The 25501-nt window shown below is 41.6% G+C and carries 22 protein-coding genes and 2 tRNA genes; 10 read left to right on the top strand and 14 right to left on the bottom strand.

Going from position 1 to position 25501, the window contains the following annotated elements:
• Positions 1-348: a YqcC family protein gene (locus tag E0D70_RS01865; RefSeq protein ID WP_133010555.1), complete on the bottom strand. Its 348-nt coding sequence runs from the start codon at positions 346-348 to the stop codon at positions 1-3.
• 100 nt (positions 349-448) lie between these two features.
• On the opposite strand from E0D70_RS01865, the gene E0D70_RS01860 reads away from it, so the two are divergent.
• Complete coding sequence (locus E0D70_RS01860; protein WP_133010554.1) at positions 449-1516, top strand: DUF3549 family protein; 1068 nt, start codon at positions 449-451, stop codon at positions 1514-1516.
• A gap of 71 nt (positions 1517-1587) precedes the next feature.
• On the opposite strand, the gene E0D70_RS01855 is transcribed toward E0D70_RS01860, so the two are convergent.
• From E0D70_RS01855 to E0D70_RS01835, 5 genes are all read right to left on the bottom strand, one after another.
• Entirely contained in the window at positions 1588-1848 is a 261-nt protein-coding gene (locus tag E0D70_RS01855) for a formyltetrahydrofolate deformylase (RefSeq protein WP_133010553.1), read from the bottom strand.
• A 248-nt stretch (positions 1849-2096) separates the two neighbouring features.
• On the bottom strand, positions 2097-2954 hold the full coding sequence (purU, locus tag E0D70_RS01850) for a formyltetrahydrofolate deformylase (protein WP_133010552.1): 858 nt from the start codon (positions 2952-2954) through the stop codon (positions 2097-2099).
• A gap of 90 nt (positions 2955-3044) precedes the next feature.
• Complete coding sequence (gene rlmKL, locus E0D70_RS01845) at positions 3045-5222, bottom strand: bifunctional 23S rRNA (guanine(2069)-N(7))-methyltransferase RlmK/23S rRNA (guanine(2445)-N(2))-methyltransferase RlmL (RefSeq protein WP_133010551.1); 2178 nt, start codon at positions 5220-5222, stop codon at positions 3045-3047.
• A 386-nt stretch (positions 5223-5608) separates the two neighbouring features.
• Positions 5609-6649: a quinone-dependent dihydroorotate dehydrogenase gene (locus E0D70_RS01840; RefSeq protein WP_133010550.1), complete on the bottom strand. Its 1041-nt coding sequence runs from the start codon at positions 6647-6649 to the stop codon at positions 5609-5611.
• Positions 6650-6690: 41 nt separating this feature from the next.
• Positions 6691-6912 carry a DUF2835 family protein gene (locus E0D70_RS01835; RefSeq protein ID WP_133010549.1) on the bottom strand — a complete coding sequence of 74 codons (222 nt, stop codon included), beginning with the start codon at positions 6910-6912 and terminating at the stop codon, positions 6691-6693.
• A 129-nt stretch (positions 6913-7041) separates the two neighbouring features.
• On the opposite strand from E0D70_RS01835, the gene E0D70_RS01830 reads away from it, so the two are divergent.
• The 7 genes from E0D70_RS01830 to E0D70_RS01800 are packed head-to-tail and all read left to right on the top strand — an operon-like array spanning position 7042 to position 14954.
• The gene (locus E0D70_RS01830) at positions 7042-8010 is read left to right on the top strand and encodes an AAA family ATPase (RefSeq protein ID WP_133010548.1); all 969 of its coding nucleotides are present in this window, start codon (positions 7042-7044) and stop codon (positions 8008-8010) included.
• A gap of 5 nt (positions 8011-8015) precedes the next feature.
• Complete coding sequence (locus E0D70_RS01825) at positions 8016-8927, top strand: DUF58 domain-containing protein (RefSeq protein WP_133010547.1); 912 nt, start codon at positions 8016-8018, stop codon at positions 8925-8927.
• Positions 8927-9403 (top strand): DUF4381 domain-containing protein, encoded by a 477-nt coding sequence (locus tag E0D70_RS01820; RefSeq protein ID WP_133010546.1) that lies wholly within the window; start codon positions 8927-8929, stop codon positions 9401-9403. Before E0D70_RS01825 ends, E0D70_RS01820 begins: the two co-directional genes overlap by 1 nt.
• The gene (locus E0D70_RS01815; protein ID WP_133010545.1) at positions 9396-10394 is read left to right on the top strand and encodes a vWA domain-containing protein; all 999 of its coding nucleotides are present in this window, start codon (positions 9396-9398) and stop codon (positions 10392-10394) included. The genes E0D70_RS01820 and E0D70_RS01815 overlap by 8 nt, the downstream gene beginning before the upstream one ends.
• Positions 10391-12139, top strand: coding sequence for a VWA domain-containing protein (locus E0D70_RS01810; protein WP_133010544.1), 1749 nt, complete (start codon positions 10391-10393; stop codon positions 12137-12139). Before E0D70_RS01815 ends, E0D70_RS01810 begins: the two co-directional genes overlap by 4 nt.
• A complete protein-coding gene (locus E0D70_RS01805; protein WP_133010543.1) occupies positions 12133-13989 on the top strand; it encodes a BatD family protein in 1857 nt (618 codons plus the stop codon). Before E0D70_RS01810 ends, E0D70_RS01805 begins: the two co-directional genes overlap by 7 nt.
• 41 nt (positions 13990-14030) lie before the next feature.
• Positions 14031-14954, top strand: a complete 924-nt coding sequence (locus E0D70_RS01800; protein ID WP_133010542.1) for a Dyp-type peroxidase — start codon at positions 14031-14033, stop codon at positions 14952-14954.
• Between the two features lie 212 nt (positions 14955-15166).
• Here E0D70_RS01800 and E0D70_RS01795 read toward each other — a convergent pair whose 3' ends face one another.
• From E0D70_RS01795 to E0D70_RS01760, 8 genes are all read right to left on the bottom strand, one after another.
• Positions 15167-16999, bottom strand: a complete 1833-nt coding sequence (locus E0D70_RS01795; protein WP_133010541.1) for a SurA N-terminal domain-containing protein — start codon at positions 16997-16999, stop codon at positions 15167-15169.
• 78 nt (positions 17000-17077) lie between these two features.
• Positions 17078-17154 (bottom strand) — tRNA-Asp (locus tag E0D70_RS01790).
• Positions 17155-17161: 7 nt separating this feature from the next.
• Positions 17162-17434: an HU family DNA-binding protein gene (locus E0D70_RS01785; RefSeq protein ID WP_133010540.1), complete on the bottom strand. Its 273-nt coding sequence runs from the start codon at positions 17432-17434 to the stop codon at positions 17162-17164.
• Between the two features lie 125 nt (positions 17435-17559).
• Positions 17560-19947 carry an endopeptidase La gene (gene lon, locus E0D70_RS01780; RefSeq protein ID WP_207923179.1) on the bottom strand — a complete coding sequence of 796 codons (2388 nt, stop codon included), beginning with the start codon at positions 19945-19947 and terminating at the stop codon, positions 17560-17562.
• A gap of 201 nt (positions 19948-20148) precedes the next feature.
• Entirely contained in the window at positions 20149-21429 is a 1281-nt protein-coding gene (gene clpX / locus E0D70_RS01775; protein WP_133010538.1) for an ATP-dependent protease ATP-binding subunit ClpX, read from the bottom strand.
• A 16-nt stretch (positions 21430-21445) separates the two neighbouring features.
• On the bottom strand, positions 21446-22078 hold the full coding sequence (clpP, locus tag E0D70_RS01770; protein WP_133010537.1) for an ATP-dependent Clp endopeptidase proteolytic subunit ClpP: 633 nt from the start codon (positions 22076-22078) through the stop codon (positions 21446-21448).
• A 74-nt stretch (positions 22079-22152) separates the two neighbouring features.
• Positions 22153-23481: a trigger factor gene (tig, locus tag E0D70_RS01765; RefSeq protein WP_133010536.1), complete on the bottom strand. Its 1329-nt coding sequence runs from the start codon at positions 23479-23481 to the stop codon at positions 22153-22155.
• A gap of 108 nt (positions 23482-23589) precedes the next feature.
• A tRNA-Arg gene (locus tag E0D70_RS01760) sits at positions 23590-23666 on the bottom strand.
• A 338-nt stretch (positions 23667-24004) separates the two neighbouring features.
• Between E0D70_RS01760 and E0D70_RS01755 the strand changes: the two genes are divergently transcribed.
• Both E0D70_RS01755 and E0D70_RS01750 read left to right on the top strand, forming a co-directional pair.
• Positions 24005-24847, top strand: a complete 843-nt coding sequence (locus E0D70_RS01755; protein WP_133010535.1) for a YihY family inner membrane protein — start codon at positions 24005-24007, stop codon at positions 24845-24847.
• A 37-nt stretch (positions 24848-24884) separates the two neighbouring features.
• Positions 24885-25436 (top strand): hypoxanthine-guanine phosphoribosyltransferase, encoded by a 552-nt coding sequence (locus tag E0D70_RS01750; protein ID WP_133010534.1) that lies wholly within the window; start codon positions 24885-24887, stop codon positions 25434-25436.
• The last annotated feature ends 65 nt before the right edge of the window (positions 25437-25501 follow it).

Here is a 25501-nt window from a genome sequence, read left to right as displayed (position 1 = left end):
TTAGTCCTGATTTTGTCGATTCAAATGATCGTCAATATTATCAATCACCTTTACTATTTTGGATACATGGCCGTGGGAATAAAGCTTAAAGGCTTCAGTCGCCATCGGGGAAATTTGACAACGCGTTGGTAGAGTGGCGCCCGCCTCTAAAATACTTTTAAAGCGCTCAATCATGACAAACCTTAACCATTGTGAAAAATCCATGGTATCAATACAAAATGGCTCAACACTTGCCAATGCCTCTAAACTGGGTTGATCGCATTCCCAAACACCACATTCTCTTAAAGCAATTTCCAACTCTAACAACATGTCCGCTAAAACATAATGATTTTCGAACTCATTATTCAACCTGATTTCTCCAATAAAAAACGGTAATATGATGTAATATTTCTTTCATTATCACCACCTTAACTATGATGCTATTAATCAAATGAGTCTGTAATTTACCATGAAAAACATTGAATCGCTTTGTGATCTTTTTGAGTTAGTTGGCTGTGATGCCACCTTTTATGATCTTGGCCGGCATATTAGAAAAATCACTCCACAGCAAGTCATTCAGTTTGATAAAAAACAACAAGCTTACCCTTTCCCTTTTCGTCAATGCGCATGGCTGGCCTGTTTTTTAAAAAACAAAAATACCGACAAGAAAGAAGCCAGTGATACCGGTGTTATTTGGTTTATTAAACTGCCTCTCGATGAGACCGGCTGTTTAAATTTAGGAACACGGGATCATTTTATAAAGTCTATTGTCGATAAGATTATGAATAAAGGAGAAGCCACTGGCTTATCTGAAGCCCTCGAAGATAACCCATATGTCTACAAGCCAGATCAAGAGCGTATGGCAAGCTTCCATGCAATATTAGCGACCAATCTGAACGGGGCTCAATCTCAATATTTCCAGGATGTTGTGCAGTACTTATCAAATGAGATAATCGATGGCGAAGAATGGCAAAAACTTGGTCTACAAGGCATTGCGGAATTAGCAGTTAAAATTCACGACACACGCTACTTAGCATTGGCTTCTCGCGCAATTAAGCAAGCACCAACGCCCTTTGTTAGCGCTCTTTGTCACGCCTTAGAACATGAAATATTACCCGCTGATTTGTCTTTAACCATTATAGATAAGCTACTTCAAGAACAAGATAGCTTAATGCAAGCCAGCTATATTAGAGCCTTATCCCGTACTGAATTGGATGACAATCTGTTACTGCCATTATTTGGAATACTAGGCAATCTAAACGAATGCTCAGACGAGCAGACTCACCCTATTGTCGCTCTTGCTGCAAAATGCCCTCATTGGCTAGCTAAGAGCCCTCAACTGCTAAGAATCATCATGGAAAAGCTGGCACATAGAGACGACGCATACGTGGCATTTAAGCATGTTTCCATTGAACTTAGCCACCAGCCAGAGACAAGACAACCATTATGGGATTTATTCAAAAGTGATCGCATAAGCCCACGTTTAGCACAGGCTGTAAGCCATTTATTTACGCAAACACCTACCTCGGTCCAATAAACGAACTTAGCCCGCAGCAAGTGTTTGCTGCGGGCCATTAACCTTAACGATGTACTTTATAATAATGTACTTTAGTGATGAGTGACGCGGTGCTTAACAAGCGATCGCATTTCTTTACGATGGTTCATAAACTCTTCACTAAGAAGGTAGTCACCCTGCTCTGTGTACTTTAAAGCACCACGACTCACCAAGGCATCTAATGTTTTAGGCAATACTTTTTGACGCTTATCACCTTTTACAAAATAAAATTGTTCATCTAACCGAACAACCTCAAAGCCTGATTCTAAAAAACCGACACATAAGTTTTGAGTTGGTGTTAATTTTAGTTTCATAATGTTCCTCTCAGAGCCGTCTCTATTTAAGATGATTCTGTTTAACTATAGCCAATAATCAATAGAACAAGAAGTGAGCATACTAAAATCTACCGTTTGACTACTTTTCTTTTCAAGAAACAATTATTTATCGCTTTTCTTTTCAATAAATAGACTCAACTGCACTTAGAAAAATGCGCTTAGAAACAAAAAAGAAGGCCCTATCGCCTTCTTTTTATAAAACGCCTGTCGCTCCGTCACAAAGTAAGCTAATCAGCGAATACTATGGTTTTGTTTCCATGAACCAAGACTCGATCTTCTAAGTGATAACGCAAGCCTTTGGATAAAACAAGCTTCTCAATATCTTTGCCTAGACGAACCATATCTGCCGCCGTGTGACTATGACGAACACGAATTACATCCTGCTCAATAATAGGACCTGCATCCAAATCTGCTGTCACATAGTGACACGTCGCCCCGATCAACTTAACACCGCGTACCGCTGCTTGATGATAAGGCTTAGCACCAATGAAAGAAGGCAAAAAACTATGATGTATATTAATCACTTGATGACGATACTTTTCACACAAATATTCAGGGAAAATTTGCATATAGCGCGCCAAAACAATCGTATCAGCCTGAGCGTTATCAATGCAGGCTTCAATTTCTTGAAAGGCCGGCATTTTATTCTCTTTCGGTACCGTAATGCAGTGATACGGAATATTGTACCATTCCACCATAGAACGAAGTGCTTCATGATTCGCTATGACACCGACAATATCGCAGTTCAACTCCCCCGTATGCCAACGATGCATAATATCGTTTAGACAATGTGATTCCTTAGTCGCCAACAACATAATCTTTGGCTTAACCTCACTGTCTTTCACATACCAGCGCATATCAAATTCTTCTGCGACAGACGCAAACTCTTGGCGAAAAGTATCGACATCCATGGATAAAGAGTCAGCGTCAATGTCATGACGCATAAAGAACCACTTAGATTCCAAATCAGTATAATGGCTGGCCTCAGCAATAGACCCTTTACGATCATTAATAAATTGAGCCACCGCGGCAACTATACCGGTACGGTCTGGGCAACTAATAACAAGGCGAAATGTTTTTCTCATTTTAAAAACTTATAAACCTATACAATTTAATACGTAGCACACATATTAGTTAACGTGATTCAAGCAAAATAAAACAGCCTAATTCTGTTTCTACTCAGCTACTTTCTTATGTCGAATAATCCAGCACTGATGGATTTTGGTATTACGTTCGAAATCAGGATCCATCGTTTGCTTAGTCACATTATCCACATCGAACTCAGCAACTAACGAATCATCAAGAACAAAGCGACGGTAATTATTAGAAAAAATCAACTCGCCCTTTTTCGATAATCTTGCCATAGCCAAACGCACTAGTTCACCATGATCTCTCTGAATATCCAATACTTCAGACATTTTCTTTGAATTAGAGAACGTTGGTGGGTCCATAAAAATAAAGTCAAACTTATCTTTATTAGTCCGTAACCATTCAAAACAATCAGCACGCTCTACTTTATGGTCACGAGGCGAGAACTCATTCAGCTCAATGTTACGACGCGCCCATTCAGTATACGTGTTTGACATATCAACACTGTAAGTACTTCTTGCTCCGCCTTGGCCCGCATGGACTGAAGCCGTTGCCGTGTAACAAAATAGATTTAGAAAACGTTTTCCGTTAGCTCGATCCTGAATCAATTTACGAACTGGACGGTGATCTAAGAACAAGCCTGTGTCTAAGTAATCTTTAAGATTAACAATAAAATCACACCCGTACTCTCCCACAACCATTTCGTGCTGCGACTGATCAAGTTTTTCATATTGTGTTTTGCCGACTTGCTTCTGACGACGTTTCACTACCACTTTAGATTCAGCAATATTAAGGGCACTTGGAATAGCAGATACAGCATCAAATAAACGTTGTTTAGCTTTTTCAGGATCAATACTTTTTGGGGCCTGATACTCTTGCACATGCGCCCAGTCTTGGTAGATATCAATAGCTACTGCGTACTCAGGCATATCAGCATCGTAAACTCGATAACATTCAATGCCTTTTTTATCAGCCCACTTTTTGAATTTCTTCATGTTCTTGTGAAGACGGTTTGCAAACATCTTCGCGCCTGGCGACATAACCGATTGCGCCACGACATCTTCTTTTACACTGCCTGTTAATATTGGAAAGCGATAAGCACGACACTCTAATCCACCATTAATGACTCGTGTACTTTTCTCTGGACGAACTGGAATCTGTCTTGCTAACTGCTCATTACTCGTCAACATCATAAACTGCCAACCACGAACGTGATTAACAACCCACTCTCCTAGCTCACGATAAAGCGCAATCAAGGTCATTTCATCACCCAGACGCTCACCATAAGGTGGGTTACAAATTACAAGACCCGGCTTTTCACTATCAATTTCAAACTCATGATCTTGAAATGGTGTCATGGTGACATCAATCAAATTCGTTAAGCCTGCACGCTTAATACACTCTCGTGATGCTGCTATGGCTTTTTGTTCTATATCAGTACCCTGAAAACGAATACCTAACGTAGCGGGATCTTTTTTGCGGTTTTTCGCAAAATCCATCAACTGTTGCCACAAACGGTGATCATGTTGTTTCCAGCCTTTAAAGCCCCAATATTGGCGCCCCAAACCTGGCGCCATATCTAATGACATCATCGCCGCTTCAACAAGAAAAGTACCTGAACCACACATTGGATCAATTAATTGTGTTAAACCGCAATCTCTTCCCCAACCGGCTCGCATTAGCAAACCAGCGGCTAGATTTTCTTTCAAGGGCGCCATACCACCATGTTGACGGTAACCGCGTCGATGCATACTTTCACCGGCTAGATCTATACTAACCGTCACGGCTTCACGCTTGATACGTACTGCAATACGAACATCCGGCTGCTCTTTCTCAACACTTGGACGCTCACCAGAAAGTGCGACAAAATAGTCGGCTATCGCATCTTTCGTACGTACTGCGCCAAACTGAGTATTTCGGATATGATCGTTAGTACCATGACAGTCAATAGCAATCGTGTTTGTGGCCGTCAGATGTTTAGACCAATCAATTGATTTAACAGCATCATAAAGATCGTCTGCAGATTCAATATTAAAGTTTGCCACAGGGTACATAACACGCGTCGCAACACGAGACCAAAGGCATGCTTTGTATATGCCTTCTAAATTTGTTGAGAGCTTCACTTGGCCTTCGCCTAAACGAGTCTTCAGCAACCCTTCAGCATGCAACTCTTGCTCTAAAACATTCTCCAATCCGAGTGGACAGGTAATCTCTAAAGCATAAACCTGTTCTACTGAATCTGTTGTCTGTATATCTGTCGTCATTTTTAATTACTTTTTTTAAATTTCTGTGAATGTATTAGAGCAACGTGTTTTGGACAATTTCTCGTATCTAAACTCGTTTTAACGCTCGACATAAAACAAGATGTTCACCACCACGCCTATCGTTGTGATTACTATGCTGGAATGATTGCCTGATAAAAAGGCCATTCTATTCAACATCACGTACATCAATATAGGCTAGCTGGTTGGCGAAAAAATATGTGGCATGGACTATCTTCTATTGAAGGAACCCATAAAACATTTAGCCTGACACATTAGGTTTTTGTTTCTTTTAATTTCGGTCTTTATCGCGTCTCGCGACTATTACAAATAAGTGAAGCAGGATTAACTCCTGCCTCACTATTTTAAAAAATAATTGACTGTTTTTGTTAACGGTCCAAATCTAACTCACGGTAAAAACTATCGGTACACGCTATCGCGTCTTTTATCAGTTCAGGCCCTTTATAAATAAAGCCTGTATACAATTGTACCAATTGCGCGCCAGCTTGGAGTTTTTCAATCGCATCCTCGCCACTTGATATGCCGCCAACACCAATAATAGGTAATTCGCCTTTAAGGTGTTCCGCCAATACCCGTACCACATGAGTAGCCGCATCGCGAACGGGAGCACCGCTCAAACCACCTGCTTCATTGGCATATTGATGGCCAGCAACCGCATCACGAGCCAATGTGGTATTCGTCGCAATAATACCATCCACCCCTTGAGCTAGCAGGGTATCAGACACTAATTTAATTTCATCATCAGTCATATCTGGAGCAATTTTCACCGCCAGTGGTACACGTTTACCATGCTCTGATTCGTAACGATTACGCGCTTCACACAATGGTGCTATTAATTGTGCCAGACTTTCACCGAATTGCAGACTGCGCAAGCCCGGTGTATTAGGTGAGCTAATGTTGGCTGTAATGTAATCCGCATAAGGGATCACTTCTTGTAAACAAGTAAGGTAATCGGCCGCCGCATCTTCAACCGACGTAGTCAGATTCTTACCAATGTTAACACCCAAAATACCCGGATAACGATGTGATTTTATACGAGAAACCACATGCGCTACACCTTTATTATTAAAGCCCATACGGTTAATAATGGCATTGTCTTCAGGCAAGCGAAAAAGACGAGGCTTAGGGTTACCATCTTGTCCTTTTGGCGTCACGGTTCCCACTTCAACAAAGCCAAAACCTAACGCCCCTAGCGCTTCAAAAGCATCAGCATTCTTATCCAAGCCGGCCGCTAGGCCTACTGCATTGGGAAAACGTAACCCCATCACATCAATCGGTTTTGTAGAAGGCAAACCATCAAAGAACTTCGTTATTCCTAATCGACTACTTGCCGCTAAAAGGTCTAATGATAGCTCATGAGAAACTTCAGGATCTAATTTAAAGAGTAATGAGCGAGCAAGATTATACATAGACAGGGCTCCTAACCGTGTTGAGTATGAGGCGAAGTGGATTAACGTATTTTTGTCACACCAACCAATTTATGTCTGTCATCGAATTCTACTTCAAAAATACCATTCACGCCGTGATAAGTCACAAAGCGCTGAAAAGCCGATAAAGGCAGTTGTACCTTTCGCCCATCAAGGCTACTTGCTACTACATTTTTCGCCATACCAGAGTACGTCGCTTCGTATTGAGAAGCGCTCAATATCACTTCCACTACGATTTTTGCCACTTTCCTTTCCTATGCTTACGCATCTATTACAACTAACGACTTGTATGTAAAGTTTTGAATCCGATAAGATGGTGCCTATTATATTGTGTTGACACCTTTTTTGACAGAAGTATAAGGAACTTAGGTTCGATGGAATCAGTAATTGAGAAGTTAAAAGACCATCTAAATCATGCCGTTATCGGCCAGCCCGATCTAACAAATGAATTACTGGTAGCGCTTATTGCCAACGGCCATGTTTTACTTGAAGGCCCCCCAGGCATAGCGAAAACGACAGCGGCAAAAGCGCTTGCAAGTGCGATAGACAGCCGCTTTCAACGAATTCAGTTCACTCCAGATTTATTGCCGGGGGACGTCACTGGTTCGGATATTTATCAGCAAGAAACAGGACAGTTTACTTTTGTTCCTGGCCCTATCATGAACGATATAGTGCTTGCCGATGAAATCAACCGTGCACCTGCTAAGGTTCAATCTGCGCTTTTAGAAGCCATGGGAGAAAGGCAAGTGACTGTTGGTAACCACAGTTATACGCTACCTGCTTTATTTTTTGTCATCGCAACACAAAACCCTATTGAACAAGAAGGCACCTACCCACTTCCTGAAGCGCAACTTGATCGCTTCATGATGAAAATAAATCTTGGCTACCCAAGTGCAGAAAGCGAACTGGAAGTATTGCGACTGGTCAGACAACAAGATCTTCACAAAACATTTGCGAGTAAGACTCAAACTGTGTGTAGTCCAGCGGACATTCTGGCTTTGCAACAAAAAGCATTATCGCTTTATATGTCTGAATCTGTTGAGCACTATATAGTCCAATTGGTCATGGCGACACGTCACCCTGAACATTACCTTGGCGAAACAGCTAACGGCTCTAGCCTAATTGATTTTGGTGCTAGCCCACGCGGCACACTGGCACTGGATCGTTGCGCTAGAGCAAACGCACTTATTCAAGGTCGAGATTTTGTGACACCAGATGATGTTCGACAAATAGCACTTCCCGTCTTGCGTCATCGCATTATTACGTCTTTTGAAGCTCAAGCCGCTGGCCTATCAGAAGATGAATTATTAAATAGGCTCATCAGTCACGTACCAGCATTATAGATATTATGATTTCATTACTCTCCCCAGCATCACCCGAGCTTGATGATCCTGACTTTGCTTTGCTCGCACATTTTGCAAAGCATCTCGGTCGGGCATCTAAAGCTGCCCGTTTTACCGTAAAATCGGGAGAAAAACGCTCTAAAAAGAAAGGCCACGGCATGGAAATGCTCGAGTTACGCCCTTATCAAATGAGTGATGATTTAAGACACATAGACTGGCGAGTAACCGCTCGCACAGGCCATACTCACACTCGCCTTTATGCTCAAGAAAACGACCATCAACGATTGCTCTTTTTAGATCTGTCTCCCGCCGCCTATTTCAGCACCCGCTTTGCCTTTATATCGACCCGTTTCATTCAACTTGCTGGCTTGATTGCATGGCGTTCAGAACAACAAGGTGACAAGCTACTCTATAATTTACGCTTTGGTAATCAAACCGTAGAGCACCTTAATAAAAGCTCTGTTTGGAACATGTTAAATCAATTAAAAAATGCGTCAAAAGTCCAAAACAGAGAATATTTAGCGCCAAAAAACCTTGGCTGGCACGGTTCAAAAATCGCCACTAAAGCACGCAATAAAGACATTATTATTTTAACAGACAAACAACAGTGGAGCGCTGAAGAACAAATATCGCTACAACAGCTGGCTAAACACAACCAAATCCACTGGATACAAATATTTGACCACCATACCTTTGAGCTGCCTCCTGGCCAATACCAATTTGCCGATGCTGACGGAATGAAATCCGTCAAAATAACAAAGAAAAGCTCTGAGCAGGCCAAAAAGGATTTCTTCGAACAGAACAACGCCATGCGTCAGCGCTTAGCTCGTATTGGGATTCGCCACCAGCTATTTGATATCAGTGAGCCCCCAGAAGGAATTGCTCGACGCTTATTAGACCAGGGAGCATTGCGCTAATGATTCCTCAAACACCACCACTAGAGCTGCCACACAAGGCCTATATGCTTCCACAAGCGGTTCCAATGTGGCCACCAGCATGGTGGACTTGGCTCGCTCTGGCTATCGTCATCCTGATAGTTATAGGGATTGTGTTACTGCTTATTAAAAGACGTCATAAACGTACCTATCGTAGAGAAGCCCTTGCATCGCTCAAACACGCAGATGACAATTTATTAGATAAAGAGCTTATTACGCTATGTCATGAGCTAATTCGGCGCTGTCTGGTCAGTGAAAACAGAATGTCACTCGCGGCTCTGCCAGTAGAGTCTTTGATCGAAAAGCTTGATGAGAAACTTCCCGCGAAACAACAGTTTCATCTTCTTAGTGATGACTTTATAAATGGCCCTTATCGTGGAAACGTTGAACTGACAGCAAAACAGAGAGAAAACATTCTCAGCATCACTCGATATTGGATAAGGAAACACCATGTTTGAATTCACTTGGCCTTGGTTTCTTTGCCTATTACCGCTTCCAATACTGATTCATTTTTTACCTAAAGTTGCGCCTAAAGGCAGTGCCTTATGGTTTCCAAATGCTGGCTACTTAGAAAAACGGCAAGAAAATCTGCCTTCTAAAAAGTCGATTAGCCTACCACTTATTTTTCTATCACTCGCTTGGGTTTTCTTGGTTTGTGCAATCGCTCGCCCTACATGGCTTGGTGAACCTACACAGGTCACGCCTTCAGGTCGAGATCTTCTGATCGCCTTGGATTTATCTGGCAGCATGCAAATCAAAGACATGACACTTGATGGGCATCCTGTTGATCGCCTAGATGCCGAAAAAGCGGTTTTATCCGATTTTATCAAAAAACGACGCGGCGATAGAATTGGATTGATTGTATTTGGCTCAAAAGCGTATTTACAAGCTCCGCTGAGCTTCGATACAAAAACCATAAATCAACTCGTACAAGAAGAACAAATAGGTTTTGCAGGTGAGCAAACCGCGATTGGCGATGCCATCGGACTGGGGATCAAGCGCCTCGAAAATAAACCTTCAGACAAAAAAGTACTCATCCTAATGACAGATGGCGCCAACACAGCAGGCAGAGTGAATCCTGATCAAGCCGCTAGCTTTGCAGCCACCCAGCACTTACGCATTCATACGATTGGCATTGGTGCGGACAGCATGCAAGTCCAAGGATTCTTTGGCCCACAAACGATCAACCCTTCTAGCGACCTTGATGAGAAAATGCTAAAAAGCATCGCCCATAAAACCGGTGGCGAATATTTCAGGGCGAAAAGCACGGCTGATTTACGTCGTATTTATGCAACATTAGATAAATTAGAACCAACGCCAGCCCAAAATATTTGGCAACGTCCCATCACTAGCTACTTTCACTGGCTAGGCCTTGTCTCGATGATATTTTTAGGACTCGCTTTATTATCCAGTGGAAAATTAACTCTTAGAATGAGGAAAAAAGCATGACCTTCCTCGATATGATCCATTTTGATCGTCCCTATTGGCTACTATTCATTCCTGCGACCTGGTTAGTATTTGCTTTCATCCGCTATCAACACGCTTCGTCAACGACACTAAATAGAGCCATTGATAAAAACCTATTAGTATTTCTAGAGCATAAAGGAACACAACGAACTGCCAACAAATGGATTGGCTTACTTTGCTTTAGCCTTTGCTGGTTTGGGCTTGCTGGCATCAGTTGGACTAAAGCCGCCTCTACGATGTTTGAGTCGACCAGTAAAACCGTATTAGTCGTCGATCAGTCTATGTCAATGTACGCAACAGACATTAAGCCTGACCGAGAAACTCGACTACAGCAGACAATCAGAGATATCCTGTCACAAAGTAAAGACGGCGATATCGCTCTTGTTGCCTTCGCTGGCGATGCTTATACCATCAGCCCTTTTAGCCAAGATAAAAAAACAATCACGCACTTTTTACTCGCGCTAAACCCTCTCATCATGCCCGTTTATGGTAGCAACTTAACCAGCGGAATTCAGAAGGCACTGTCTCTACTTCCGAGTAAAAAAACACCAGTACATCTGATTGTTTTAACCGATGACCTAGACGCAAAGGACCAAAGCAAAATCCCAGATTTACTAAAAGACCATAACGTGCGCTTAGACCTCATCGCCGTTGGCACTAAAAAAGGGGGAGAAATACAACTCCCTGATGGCAGACCTCTAAAATCTAACGGTAAGGCCGTTATTCCATCCACCCCAATTGACGATTTAAAAGCACTCACCGAAAAACTAGGTGGCAACTTCTATCACGGTAGATTAGATCAAACGGATTTGAATAAAATAACAGGCCAAGCAGTCCTTCAGAACAAATCTGAGCAAGCAGACAACAAAAGCATCCACTGGATAGATCAAGGTCAATGGCTAGCACTTCCTTTTTTACTATGGCTAGCATTCCAGTTTCGTCGAGGCATGTTATTTATATTACTTATTGGCTTTTTCTCTCTACCATCTAATAAAGCCTCGGCTTCACCGCTTGACTGGTTTATGACTGCGGATCAACAGGGCCAACAAGCCGTTGATAAAGGCGATTGGAAAACAGCAGAAAAACACTTTAAACGTCCAGACTGGAAGGCAGCATCAGATTACGCTTTAGGCCATTACGACCAAGCGGCTAAAACCCTATCAACACTCAAAAGTAGTGTGGCGGATAATTACAACCTAGGTAACGCATTAGCTTTATCTGGTAAAACAGAAGACGCTATCAACGCCTATAAAAAAGCCTTAGAACTAGATCCTACATTCAAACAAGCCAAAGAAAATCTAGCCTATTTGGAAAAACAGCAACAGAAAAAAAACAAACAGCAGAAAAACCAAAAAGATCAGAATAAGAAACAACAGAACAAAGATTCATCTGATTCTAAAAACCAACAGTCTAACAAAGACTCATCTGATTCAAAAAACCAACAGTCTTCCCATAACAACCCTAAAAAAGACAATAAAACACCTGAAAAACAAGACAAAAAGCCGTCGCCCGAGGATAATAAAGAAAAAAGTAATAGCAACAAAGAAGAGCAGCAAAAAGAAGCCAAAGAAAAGCTTAATAACGAACAGAAACAAGCACTTAATCAATGGTTAAGGCAAATACAAGATAACCCTGGCACCTTATTACAACGTAAGCTCTGGTACCTTCATCAAGAAAAGCGCCACGAAAATCAATTCAGTCAAGAGGATGAACAAAACCCATGGTAACCAAGCGTCTGTTCCATTCATTATTCACCTTAGCTAAGACGCTACGTAATGCCGTCACCTTACTGATTGCCTTACTTTTAATATCGTCCTCCTTCTCTGTTTATGCCGATAGCGTTGTCGCCTCTTTAGATAAAAGTACAGTTGCTGAAAATGACGTGGTACAACTCACCCTAAGAGCAGACTTTACCAAAACAGGTAAAGGCCCAGACTTGAGCGCCCTAAAGAAAAACTTTGATATTTTAGGACAGAGCCAAAACAGTCAATTTAGCTTCAACCTAGGCTCTAATACCGCATTAAGTTATTGGGTCATCTCATTAATGCCAAAATCGGTAGGAACAATCGAAATTCCATCCATCACTATTGGCGGCCATGAGTCTCAACCTCTAACACTAACCGTCAAAAATGCCCCACAAATTCTTGACGGTAATGGTAACCCACCAGTAATAGTGAAAACGCAAGTCACAGAAAATGCACCTTACCTGCAGCAACAAGTCATTCTTACCGAGCAACTGCTTACCTCTGTATCCTTACAAAATGCCAACCTTTCGACTCCCTCTAACCCAGATTTAGTCATCGAGCGACTCAGTGACGATCAAATGGGCTATCAAACGATTAAGGGCACTCAATACCAGGTATTAACTCGAAAGTACCTTGTTTTCCCACAGAAAAGCGGGCTGATTAATATCGCCCCACAAACGGTTCGTGCCATGGTTAACACCGCCTCTGGTAAACGAATCATTAAGATTCAAAGCGAGCCAATCAATCTGCAAGTGCAACCTATCCCTGCGAGCTACACCAGTGACAATTGGCTTCCTAGCAAAGCGGTTAGCGTTTCAACCGACCTAACAAAAACCAGCAACACAGCAAAAGTCGGTGACACACTAATTTGGACCATCAATATCAGCGCCAAAGATTCCTTACCAGAACAAATTCCACAAATAACATTTGAAAGCACACCAGATTACAAACTGTACCCAGAGCCCATTAAATTTAGCAGTGGAAAAACAGACGCAGGCATCACTGGACATCAGTTACTAAAAATTGAAGTCGTCCCCACTAAACCGGGCCCACTAACGCTGCCTGATGTGAATGTAATCTATTGGAATACCACATCAGAAAGTACAGAAATTGCCAATGCGAAGACGAAGACAATCAATATCGCCGCCCTACCAACTCCCGCTCAGGCTAAACAAAATGATGAAAAGCAAACATCCAATCATGATTCTGGTAAACCAATCAGTCATTCAGCAACATCGAAGATAGACACGGCTACGCCAAAAAATGATACGGGCGCTCCTATTTCATTAGCAAAAAAAGAAAAGAAGACAGCAACAACGCTAGCTACACCAGACAAAAAACAGAAAACTAATACTAGCTCTTCTTGGCGCCTCTACCTCATTATTGCGTTAATTGTCTTATTAGCCGCCCTACTGACAGCATGGCTAATCATTTTCTTTAAGAGAAAAAGAACCCCTATAAACGAAGAGAATATTGTACCTACGCTACAAGAATTCGCCCCATTGAGCTCAAATGATGAAACAAGCGCTTTCAAGAGTCTGGTGCAATGCTGTAAACAGGACAACCTTCCAGAACTAAGATCTCACTTACTAGAATGGTCAAGACACCGCTGGGGAGATGAGCAAATTAAAAGCGTTGATGACATTAAACGCTTAGCCTCTTCTGTTAAGCTGACTCAATTATTAATGGAAGCGGAGCTTATGCTGTATTCCAATCAATCAAGTAACCAATGGCAAGGCACTCCGCTGGCGGAAGCACTTGAGGAATACCAAAGCGGGCAGCCAAAAAAATCACAAGCTAGTCAGTTAAAAACACTGTATCCGAATTTTTAAACTGGCCTGAACAGACCCATTTTATGGAGAAAACGGCAACAATGACACACGCATATCAAACTGGTATCACCCCAGAAGCATCCAGTGATGCGCTTTTTATCACATTTAATCTAGTGCGCGACCGTGTGACGCAAGCGAAACAAGCTCTCGCGGCCTCGACCGATATTATTGATGCCATAGCAAAGCAGTTTCCTGAGGCCGAGCTGTATGCCTCAATTGGGTTAAACCATACGGTCTGGCCTCTTTTTGATGACGCCAAAAAACCCCATGACCTAGCTCCTTTCCCACATTTTAAAAACCAAGATGTTGAGGTAAAAGAAACCTCAGGCGAACTGATTTTTCACATCCGCTCAATGCGTCGAGACGCAACTTATCAATTGGCTAATGCTTTGTTCCAAGCTTTTGATCATAGCCTTGAGATAGTAGAAGAAGTGAGCTGCTTTAAATACTTGGATAATCGCGATCTCACTGGCTTTGTCGATGGTACAGAGAACCCGACAGGCAAAGACCGCCAGCAGGTCGCTTTGGTAGGCAAAGAAGACCCTGACTTTGAATATGGCTCTTACCTAAACCTAATGCGTTTTGTCCACGATTTAGAAAAATGGGAACACCAAGACCTAAAGAGCCAAGAAAATGTTTATGGACGTACTAAATACTCCAATGAAGAATATGATTCTGCTCAAAAGTCACCCCATGCCCACACTAAACGAACCTCTTTAAAAGATAGCAACGGACAATCGCTGGAGATATTACGTCACAGCATGCCTTTTGCCTCACTCACAGAAAAAGGTCTGATGTTTGCCAGCTACAGCAAAACGGCCAATACCTTTAATCGAATGCTAGAAAGTATGGTGAAAGGTGATGAGGATGGCCACACCGACCATTTGATGAAGTTCACTACCGCACACACTGGTAACGCTTTTTTCATTCCCCCTGTGACTTGGTTAGCCGCCCTTAAAAACTAACCCATAGCCTTCAGACTCTCACCATTATCACATTAAGCCGCCCCCTTTTTCCTTTAAATCGGGTGGCTTAATTGTTTTAAATCTAACTGAACGCGATCAAACAAACGTTAACAGAGATCTAACGCCTTCACCTTCACCTCTGATAGTAAGACAAAACAAAAAAAGGCCGCTTCACAAATGAGCGGCCTTTTTAGATTTAAAAAACGGAGAGATTAAAGCGCTGTACGCTCAATATCTGCATTGTCTTCTAACAACTTCTCTTGAGCTTGAGTACTCATGTTAGCTTGCGTTTGATTCAGATAGCTTTCGTACGCTTTTTTCTGATCATCGGTCGCTTTATCAGAACCCGCTTCTACCTTATTCAAACGAATCAAAACTGAATCGCCGTTAGTAAGCGATTTAACTTCCATCACTGGTTTGTCTTTCGGATGTGGCATAGTAAAAGCTAAAGAGGTAATTTCATCTTGACCTCGTTTTGCCAGTGTCACTTTCTGCCATTTTGTATCCGTTGCTGTCTTAGCCGCATCTGCTTTTGCTTTAACCGCATCTGCCGCTTTTTCTTGGACAACATCAGACGCTACTTCTGCTTTCGCATCGGCAAAAGGCTTAACAGCTTCATTTTTATGATCAACAAGATGCAACACAACGACTTCGCCATCATTAATGTCTATCAGATCACTATTTTGATCATCTTTAAGAACGGTATCACTAAAAGCCGCCGCAATAACAGAAGCATTACTCGTTATAGCGCTGGAACCACCTTGACGACTAAAATAAGCACTTTGCTGAACCTTAAGGCCATATTCTTTAGCAAGCGGATCTAATTTATCACTCGCATACGCTAAATCAGTAATGTTTTCATGCGCCGTTAGCAACGCGTCTTGCGCTTTGCCAGCAAGTAGTGTTTTCTTCAACTCTGCTTTTTTATCCGCAAAACTAGGCACTTTAGCTTCAGATATGGCGTCAAGTTTAATTAGGTGCAAACCAAATTTTGTTTGAACCGATTCAACCTGACCTTTCTTCATACTAAATAAAGTATCCTCAAAAGGTTTCACCATGGATCCTTTAGCAATATAGCCTAGATCACCACCTTTGTTTTTAGAACCAATGTCATCAGAATATTCTTTAGCAAGGTCAGCAAACTTAGCACCTGCCGCTAACTTAGCTTTTATTTCAGCCAAACGAGCTTCAGCTTGTTTTTCTGTGCGATTTGAAGTGTCTATAAGTATATGAGACGCTTCACGCTCTTCTTTAGCAGATCCAGCTACAAATGCTTTATAAGCATCTTGAAGTTCAGCGTCAGTCACTTTCACTTTGCTATCAAAATCAGATGACTTAATAACAACGTAGTTAACCTTCACTTCCTCTGGCGTTTTAAAGTCACTTTGATGAGCGTCATAGTAAGCTTTTAGTTCTTTATCAGAAATACTGGTTTTCTCAGTTTCATCTGCTAACGAAAATTTTACGTAGTCATAAGAACGCTCTTGCGATTGCAATTGAGCAATACTATCCACTTGATATGGCAAAATAATTTCTGATCCAGCAATCGCATTTCTGGTTTGCTGAATAAGGATATCTTCTTTGATTCGATTTTTAAAAGCGAGCGGCGTATAGCCCAAAGAATTAATGAAGCTTAAATACTTTGTTTGATCAAATTTACCATCTGTTTTGAACTGCTCTGCTTGTAACAAGTATGAATTCACTTGCTCATCAGAAACACCCAAACCGATCGATTTAGCTTGATTACTTAACAATGCACGTTGAATTAATTCATTAATAGCACGACTTTGCAGCACATTTTCTTGCAACAATGCAGGATCAATTTTGCCGCCCATCATAGAAATGAGCTGGCGACGCTGAGTCTCAGCTCCCTGAAGCATTTGCGCACGAGTAATATCAGTACCATCAACTTCCGCTACTTTATCGGTCGTATGAAAGCTTTTAACTAATGCATCAACGCCAAATAGAGCAAAAGTCACGACAATAAAGCCTACGATGATCTTTACTACAATGCCTTGTGACTTATCTCTTATATCTTGGAGCATTATGCCTCCCAATGAATTTATGATAATTCGTATATAAAAAAGGTGCATTCCGCTGGGAATACACCTTTTTGTATTTAATGGCGGAACAGACGGGACTCGAACCCGCGACCCCCTGCGTGACAGGCAGGTATTCTAACCAACTGAACTACTGCTCCTAATTCATTAGTTTACAGCGTCTTTAAGACCTTTACCGGCTTTAAAACCAGGAACTTTCGCTGCTTTGATTTGAATTTCCGCACCTGTTTGAGGATTACGACCAGTACGGGCCGCACGCTCTTTAACTGCAAAAGTACCAAAACCTACCAATGTTACTTGGTCACCTTTTGACAAAGCTCCTTCAATTGCTTTAAGAGTCGCATCAAGTGCATTACCAGCAGAAGCTTTAGATAGGTCAGCAGATGCCGCAATAGCATCAATCAGTTCAGATTTATTCACATTTTACCCCTTCAGTATTGTCGTTGTTCCTTAGAATTATTTTCGGTGCTGTATAAAAGCCTACCGACAAGGTCGAGCCAAAGTTATACAAGCCCTCCCTACCCCTTGTCAACACGGGGTTTGAACTAATGATGACTCACAGTTTCTTGTTCATCAACAGTTTTTTCCTTTGAAGCTAAGGTTTCTTCCTTTTTTGGTGAAGGAATGTACTCTAAAGCTATATCTAGCACTTCATCAATCCATTTTACTGGAATAATTTTCAGATCTGCTTTGATATTATCAGGAATTTCTTTTAAGTCACGCGCATTTTCTTGAGGAATAATAACGGTTTTAATCCCGCCCCTATGAGCAGCCAAGAGCTTCTCTTTAAGCCCACCTATAGGTAACACCTCCCCACGCAACGTAATCTCACCTGTCATCGCCACAGAGGCTTTAACAGGAATCTTTGTTAGCACTGACACAATGGCGGTACACATAGCCACACCAGCACTTGGACCATCTTTCGGCGTAGCCCCTTCAGGAACATGCAAATGCAAGTCGGTTTTCTCATGAAAATCTTCATCAATACCTAGACCGACAGCTCTACTCCTAACAACCGTTAAGGCCGCTTGAATAGATTCTTGCATCACATCCCCTAAGGAACCAGTCTTAACATTACGACCCTTACCACGCATTCCTGCGGCTTCAATCGTTAACAACTCGCCACCGACGGATGTCCACGCTAGACCAGTAACCTGTCCAATCTGATTTTTTTCTTCCGCTTTACCATAGCTGCATTTACGCACACCAGAGAATTCCTCTAGATTTTCAGAGGACACACTGACGGTTTTTGCCTCTTTACTTAAGGTTTGTTGCTTAATAACTCGGCGGCAAATCTTACTTAACTCTCTTTCAAGTCCACGCACACCCGCTTCACGAGTGTAATAACGAATAACATCCATCAACGCTTCATCTGAAATTTGAATTTCTTTCTCTTTCAAACCCGCTAACTTAATCTGTTTAGGCAATAAATAACGCTTAGCAATATTAAGCTTTTCGTCTTCTGTGTAGCCAGGGATACGAATAACTTCCATTCGATCTAACAGCGGGCCAGGAATATTCATCGTATTTGAAGTACAAATAAACATGACATCCGACAAATCATAATCTACTTCTAAATAATGATCACTGAACGTATGGTTTTGCTCTGGATCCAACACTTCCAACAAAGCAGACGCCGGGTCTCCGCGTTGATCCATGCCCATTTTGTCTATTTCATCAAGTAAAAACAGTGGGTTTTTAACTTTGATTTTTGCCAATTTTTGCAATAACTTACCTGGCATAGAGCCGATATAAGTACGTCGATGACCACGAATTTCCGCTTCATCACGCACCCCACCTAACGCCATACGCACGTATTTACGATTTACCGCTTTGGCAATAGACTGGCCCAATGATGTTTTACCTACACCCGGAGGTCCAACAAGACATAATACTGGGCCTTTTACTTTTTTCACACGCTGCTGAACGGCCAAGAACTCAAGAATTCGTTCTTTTACATCTTGTAAACCATAATGATCTTGATCCAAGATTTTTTCTGCATAGGCCAAATCATTTCGAACCTTACTGCGTTTTTTCCAAGGGAGGCAAACCAACCAGTCAATATAACCACGCACTACTGTCGCTTCCGCTGACATCGGAGACATCATGCGCAATTTCTTCAATTCTGCTTCTGCTTTTTCTGTTGCTTCTGGAGACATACCTGCTTCAGCAATTTTCTCTTGAAGAATGTCTAGTTCACTAGCGCCATCCTCCATATCACCAAGCTCTTTCTGAATGGCTTTCATTTGCTCATTCAAATAGTATTCACGCTGGCTTTTTTCCATCTGTTTTTTGACGCGACTGCGAATGTTTTTCTCAAGATGGGCGATGTCTAATTCACCATCCATTAACGCCATCAAATATTCGCCACGCTCTGTTAACGAATCAATTTCGAGAACTTGCTGTTTATCTTCAAGTTTTAGACTCATGTGGCCAGTAATACTATCGATCAGCTTTGAAAGGTCATCGATCGACTTAACTGAGGTTACCACTTCTGCAGGAATACGCTTACTGCCGGCAACGTACTCATCAAGCTGCTTTAGTAACGCACCGCGAATCACATTGTGCTCAGACTCATTCTCTGCTTCTGGCTCAAGCTCCGTAATTCGACCAGAGGCGTAATCATCACCTTCTTCAATCGCATCAAGACGAGCACGACTACCACCTTCCACAAGAACCTTAACGGTGCCATCGGGAAGACGTAACAACTGCATAACTTTGGCAGTAGTACCGATCGAATAAAGATCTTCAAGCTGAGGATCATCCTTAGAAGCATCTTGTTGAGCTACTAAAAACACATATTTATCACTCTCCATTGCCGCCTCTAGCGCTGCAATAGACTTTGCACGACCAACAAATAGCGGCAACACCATGTGAGGGTAAATAACCACATCACGTAACGGCAGCATGGGCATCATTGAGAATTTTGACATATTTATTTCCAATCTGGGCGCAAGATACCGCGCACTTTCAGTTTATTCTTTGATTAGGAAAGAGATAAGGACAATAATAAAAAAAACAACCGTATCAGCGTGTTGAATTCAGTGTACATGCTGTTTTCAAATCTCACACTAAAAAAAAACCGAGCATGAATGCGAACATTCATACTCGGTTTTAGTAGAAAGATGGAAAAATTAAGCGTTTTTCGTTAATTCTTCTTTCTCAAGCACCATTAGTGGAGCCGTATCACCTTTCATAGAAGAAGCATCCATCACGACCTTAGTCACATCACTGCGAGTAGGCAATTCATACATGCAATCTAATAATGCAGACTCCAAAATACTACGTAAGCCACGAGCACCTGTTTTTCTATCAAGAGCAAGAGCCGCCGCTTCTTTTAAAGATTCTGGCGTAAATTCAAGCTCAACACCTTCTAACTCAAAAAGATGCTGATATTGTTTTGTCAGTGCATTTTTAGGCTGACTTAATATTGTCACTAATGCTTCTTCATCAAGTTCTGACAAAGTCGCAACAACCGGCAAACGACCAACAAACTCAGGAATCAAGCCAAATTTAACAAGATCTTCTGTCTCAACCTTATGAACGGCTTCAGAGAAGGATTTACCCTCTTCTTTACTTTTCACTTTCGCCGAGAAACCAATACTACTTTTTTCAGTACGGTCACTAATAACACGCTCAAGTCCGGCAAATGCACCACCACAAATGAACAAGATATTAGACGTATCAACTTGCAAAAACTCTTGCTGAGGATGCTTACGACCACCCTGAGGCGGAACGGACGCAACCGTACCTTCGATCAACTTCAGCAAGGCTTGCTGTACGCCTTCGCCAGACACGTCACGTGTAATAGAAGGGTTATCAGATTTACGAGAAATCTTATCGATTTCATCAATATAAACGATACCACGCTGAGCTTTTTCAACATCGTAATCGCAATTTTGAAGTAGCTTCTGAATAATGTTTTCTACATCTTCACCAACGTAACCCGCTTCTGTTAGCGTGGTTGCATCCGCAATAGTAAAAGGTACATCAAGCACACGCGCTAATGTTTGAGCCAACAAAGTTTTACCGCTACCAGTAGGACCAATCAGGAGAATGTTGCTTTTTCCTAATTCAATATTATTGTCTGTCTTACCTTGGTGGCGTAAACGCTTGTAATGGTTATACACAGCAACCGCCAAAACACGCTTCGCTCGGTCTTGACCAATAACGTATTCATCTAATGCAGCACTTAGTTTCGCTGGCGTAGGAAGCTCATCGCTAGACTCACCAACCGCATCACCCTGCAATAATTCTTGAGTGATGATGTTATTACACAAATCAACACACTCATTACAGATATAGACAGAAGGCCCTGCGATCAGCTTTTTAACTTCATCTTGGCTCTTTCCACAGAAAGAACAATATAGCAGCCGATCAGAGTGGTCTTCGTGGCTAAACTTATCATCCGACATTCATTCCACCCTTTTTTTAAACTAAACGTTTTTGTAAAATTTCATCGATCAGACCGTACTCTTTCGCCGTTTCAGGGTTCATAAAGTTATCTCGATCTGTATCAATAGCAACTTGCTCGATAGGCTTACCAGTATGGAATGAAATTATTTCATTCAATTTTTGCTTAATACTTAAAATTTCACGCGTGTGAATTTCAATATCAGAAGCTTGCCCTTGATAACCACCTAATGGCTGGTGAATCATCACTCGAGAATTCGGCAAACAATAACGCTTGCCTTCTGCACCAGCGGTTAGTAGAAGCGCACCCATACTGGCCGCTTGACCAATACACATGGTACTTACATCTGGTTTGATAAATTGCATCGTATCATAAATAGACATACCCGCCGTCACCGAACCGCCTGGCGAGTTAATGTAAAGATGTATATCTTTGTCTGGATTTTCAGATTCAAGAAACAACAACTGAGCCACAACCAAGTTAGCCATGTGATCTTCTACCTGGCCGACCAAAAAGATAACACGCTCTTTTAATAGTCGTGAGTAGATGTCAAAAGATCGTTCTCCACGAGCTGTTTGTTCAATTACCATTGGGACAAGACCGTTACTTGTAATGGCAACTGGGCCTGTCGTTGGGTTAGTCAAATTCATATCACATTCCTTAAAACAAAAAAGCCGACATAGCTAATGCTATGTCGGCCTTACTTAAAAAGATAAGAAGAATCTTATGCTTCTTGCCCTTCTTTTTCAGCTTGGGCTTCTGGCTTGATAGCGTCTTCATAACCCAAAGTTACATCTGTAATTTGAGCTGTTTCTAACAGTTTATCAACAACTTGCTCTTCAAGTACAGCAGATTGCACTTGTGATAACTGCTCTTTGTTCTTCAAGTAGTAATCAATAACCTGTTGTGGCTCTTGGTAAGATTGAGCCATGTCTTCTAGGAAGGCACGAACTCGATCATCATCCAATTTAAGATCATTTTGTTTGATTACTTCAGAAATCAATAAACCAAGTTTAGCGCGTTTTGTCGCTTCTTCTTGGAACAATTCTGCAGGCAATTGGGAAACATCAAAATCTTGACCGCCAAATTGCTGACCTGCTTGTTTACGCAGCGCATCAACTTCTTGATCAACCAAACCAGAAGGCACTTGAACTTCATTATTAATAGATAATAAACCATCAAACAATGAGTTTTTCAATTTTGCTTTAACCGCTTGATTTAGCTCACGATCCATATTCTTACGAACTTCAGCACGAAGTGCTTCAACAGTCGCTTCTTCTAGACCGAATTTTTCAACAAAAGCATCGTTTAATTCAGGAACAATCTGCTCAGCTACTTCTGCAACAGTGATTTTGAAAGTCGCTTCTTTGCCTTTCAAATTTTCTGCTTGGTAATCGTCTGGGAAAGTAACAGAGATAGTACGTTCTTCAGCAACTTTAGCGCCTAAGATACCAGTTTCAAAACCAGGAATCATAGTGTTAGAGCCCAACACTAGTTTGTGACCTTCTGCTGCGCCACCTTCAAATGCTTCATCACCAAGGTAACCAACAAAATCGATAGTCACTTGATCGCCATCAGCTGCTTCACGCTCAACAGGCGCCCAATCCGCGTTTTGCTTGCGAAGTGTTTCAAGCATAGTGTCAACATCAGCATCGGTTACATCTGAAGTAACACGACTTACTGTGATAGCAGACGGATCAGCTAAAGTAATTTCAGGATAAACTTCTACTTTAGCTGTAAATTCTAGATCTTCGCCTTCAGCGAAGTTTTTAGGTTCTATAGAAGGCATGCCCGCTGGCTGCAAAGACTCTTGCTGAAGCGCTTCCATATAAGTATCACGCATGATTTGCTCAACAGCTTCCATACGAATACCTTGGCCGTAACGTTTTTTAATAACGCTAACAGGTACTTTTCCTTTACGAAAGCCATCAATTTGAGCTTTCTTAGCAGTAGATGCTACTTCAGAATTTACTTTTTCTTCAATACGAGCAGCTGGAACAGTGATAGTAAGAACGCGCTCGATTGGAGACGTTGTCTCTACAGAAACTTGCATAAAACTTCCTCTCGGGAACTTGCTTTATTTGTTGACCCTGCTGCGTATAACGCAACTCAATAGCTGCCAACAAAACCTAATTTAAACGTGCAAAGTAATGGATTGAAATGGTGCGCCTGAAGGGATTCGAACCCATGACCGTCCGCTTAGAAGGCGGGTGCTCTATCCAACTGAGCTACAGGCACATTACTCATTACAATTCGTGTGGTGGGCTATTATAGGGATGGATTATCAATCGTCAACTAATAGACATAAAAAAGCCCAGTAAACTGGGCTAAAAATGACTTTTCGTCACCAAAGAACCGAGAATAGACAAAACATTTGCTTTGAATATTCGTCAGAACAAATATCACAAAAGGAACGAGAGAGATATTAACACAAAAAGCACAAAAAACAACGCCAAGACACCATAATAGGGCGCATTGCACCGTTATTGTGCAATGTGCAAAAACTACTACTGACCTCAATTTAATTTAATCCAATTATGCTATTATTGACCTTTGTAAATTAACAGAGCGAACCAATGCAAGACCGCTTCAATTTATCACTTCAAAACGCAAAACTTTACTGGCTCGAAACGCTAGAACACTTCAAACGAAGCCATTTACCACAAAAAGCTGCACAACTAACGTTGTCCAGCCTGCTTGCTGCAGTCCCGATTATTACCATTATTATCGGAATATTAGGCTTTACTCCAGCACTGCAACACATGCAAACACAGTTTTTTGACTTCATCGAAGCACATTTAACGTCCGGAACGAGTGACGCTATTTTTCCTTATCTATTACAATTCTCAAAACAGGCAAAAAACCTTCCCGCTGCAGGCCTTGTCGCCTTGGTGATTACGGCTTTATTACTACTAAACTCCTTTGAAAACAGCGTTCAATCTATTTGGAAGATAAAAAATAAGAGAAGATTACGTGAGCGACTACTTACCTATTGGGCGATTCTTACTTTAGGCCCCATTTTACTAGCTGCATCATTAAGCCTCTCAGGTACCATGTTATCGTTTCAAATTAGAGACGTTGAACCTAACACCTGGATTAGTTATTTACTGAGCTTGGGGCGTATTTTTATGTATTTTCTAATACTACTGACGCTTAACTTTCTCACCCCCAATACCGAAGTATCTCTTAAGCTGGCCTCCATTGCCTCGTTTTTAGGAGCATTAGCCTTGCTGATTCTAAATACTATATTTAGTCGCTTCGCTCACTTTTTCAGCTCATATCAGGTGGTCTACGGTGCCTTTGCCGCTCTACCTATTTTTTTAATCTGGCTTCAGTCATTATGGGTAATCATTCTTGCAACGACTTGTTTATGCGCAAGCATCCATAAAATTAAAAACTTAGCATCTGGTCAAGATTAGGTTAAAATTACGCGAATATTTTCAAGCAGAGCCAGTTATGATCAACAAAGTTAACGATCTAAATACAATATTAGAAGAGTCCGACTGCCTTATTGACGCCAATCAGATAGATGCGGCGTTAGATAAAATGGCAAAACAAATAACCACGGACCTGAAAGATAAACTACCACTCGTGATTTGCGTTATGAACGGTGGACTTATCCCAACTGCCGCATTAATAGAACGACTCCCCTTCCCACTCGAACTGGATTACGTCCACGCATCAAGATATGGAATGGAAACGGAAGGCACTAACCTTAAATGGATGAGCTACCCACAAACAGACATCACCAATAGAGATATTTTGATTGTTGATGACATATTTGATCAAGGGCACACATTACAAGCGATTATTGAGTGGTTCGAAACTCAAGGTGCTAAAAATGTATTTACTGCTACCGTGGTTAACAAGCTTCACGATCGAAAAGTAAACATAACACCAGATTACATTGGGCTAGATGTTGAAGATCGCTTCTTATTTGGTTTCGGCATGGATTACAAAGGGGCTTTCAGAAACTTAAAAGCCATTCACGCTATAAAAGGCAGCTAGTCTCAAATCTAGAAACACTTTGAAAGCACTTCACGCCAATAAAAAAGGCATTCGCTAGTTAAAAC

The sequence above is a fragment of the Marinomonas flavescens genome (assembly GCF_004352835.1).
In the GTDB taxonomy this organism is placed as follows: Bacteria; Pseudomonadota; Gammaproteobacteria; order Pseudomonadales; family Marinomonadaceae; genus Marinomonas; species Marinomonas flavescens.
Note: the sequence above shows the minus strand (reverse complement) of the source record. Positions and strands in the feature narration are given on the sequence as shown.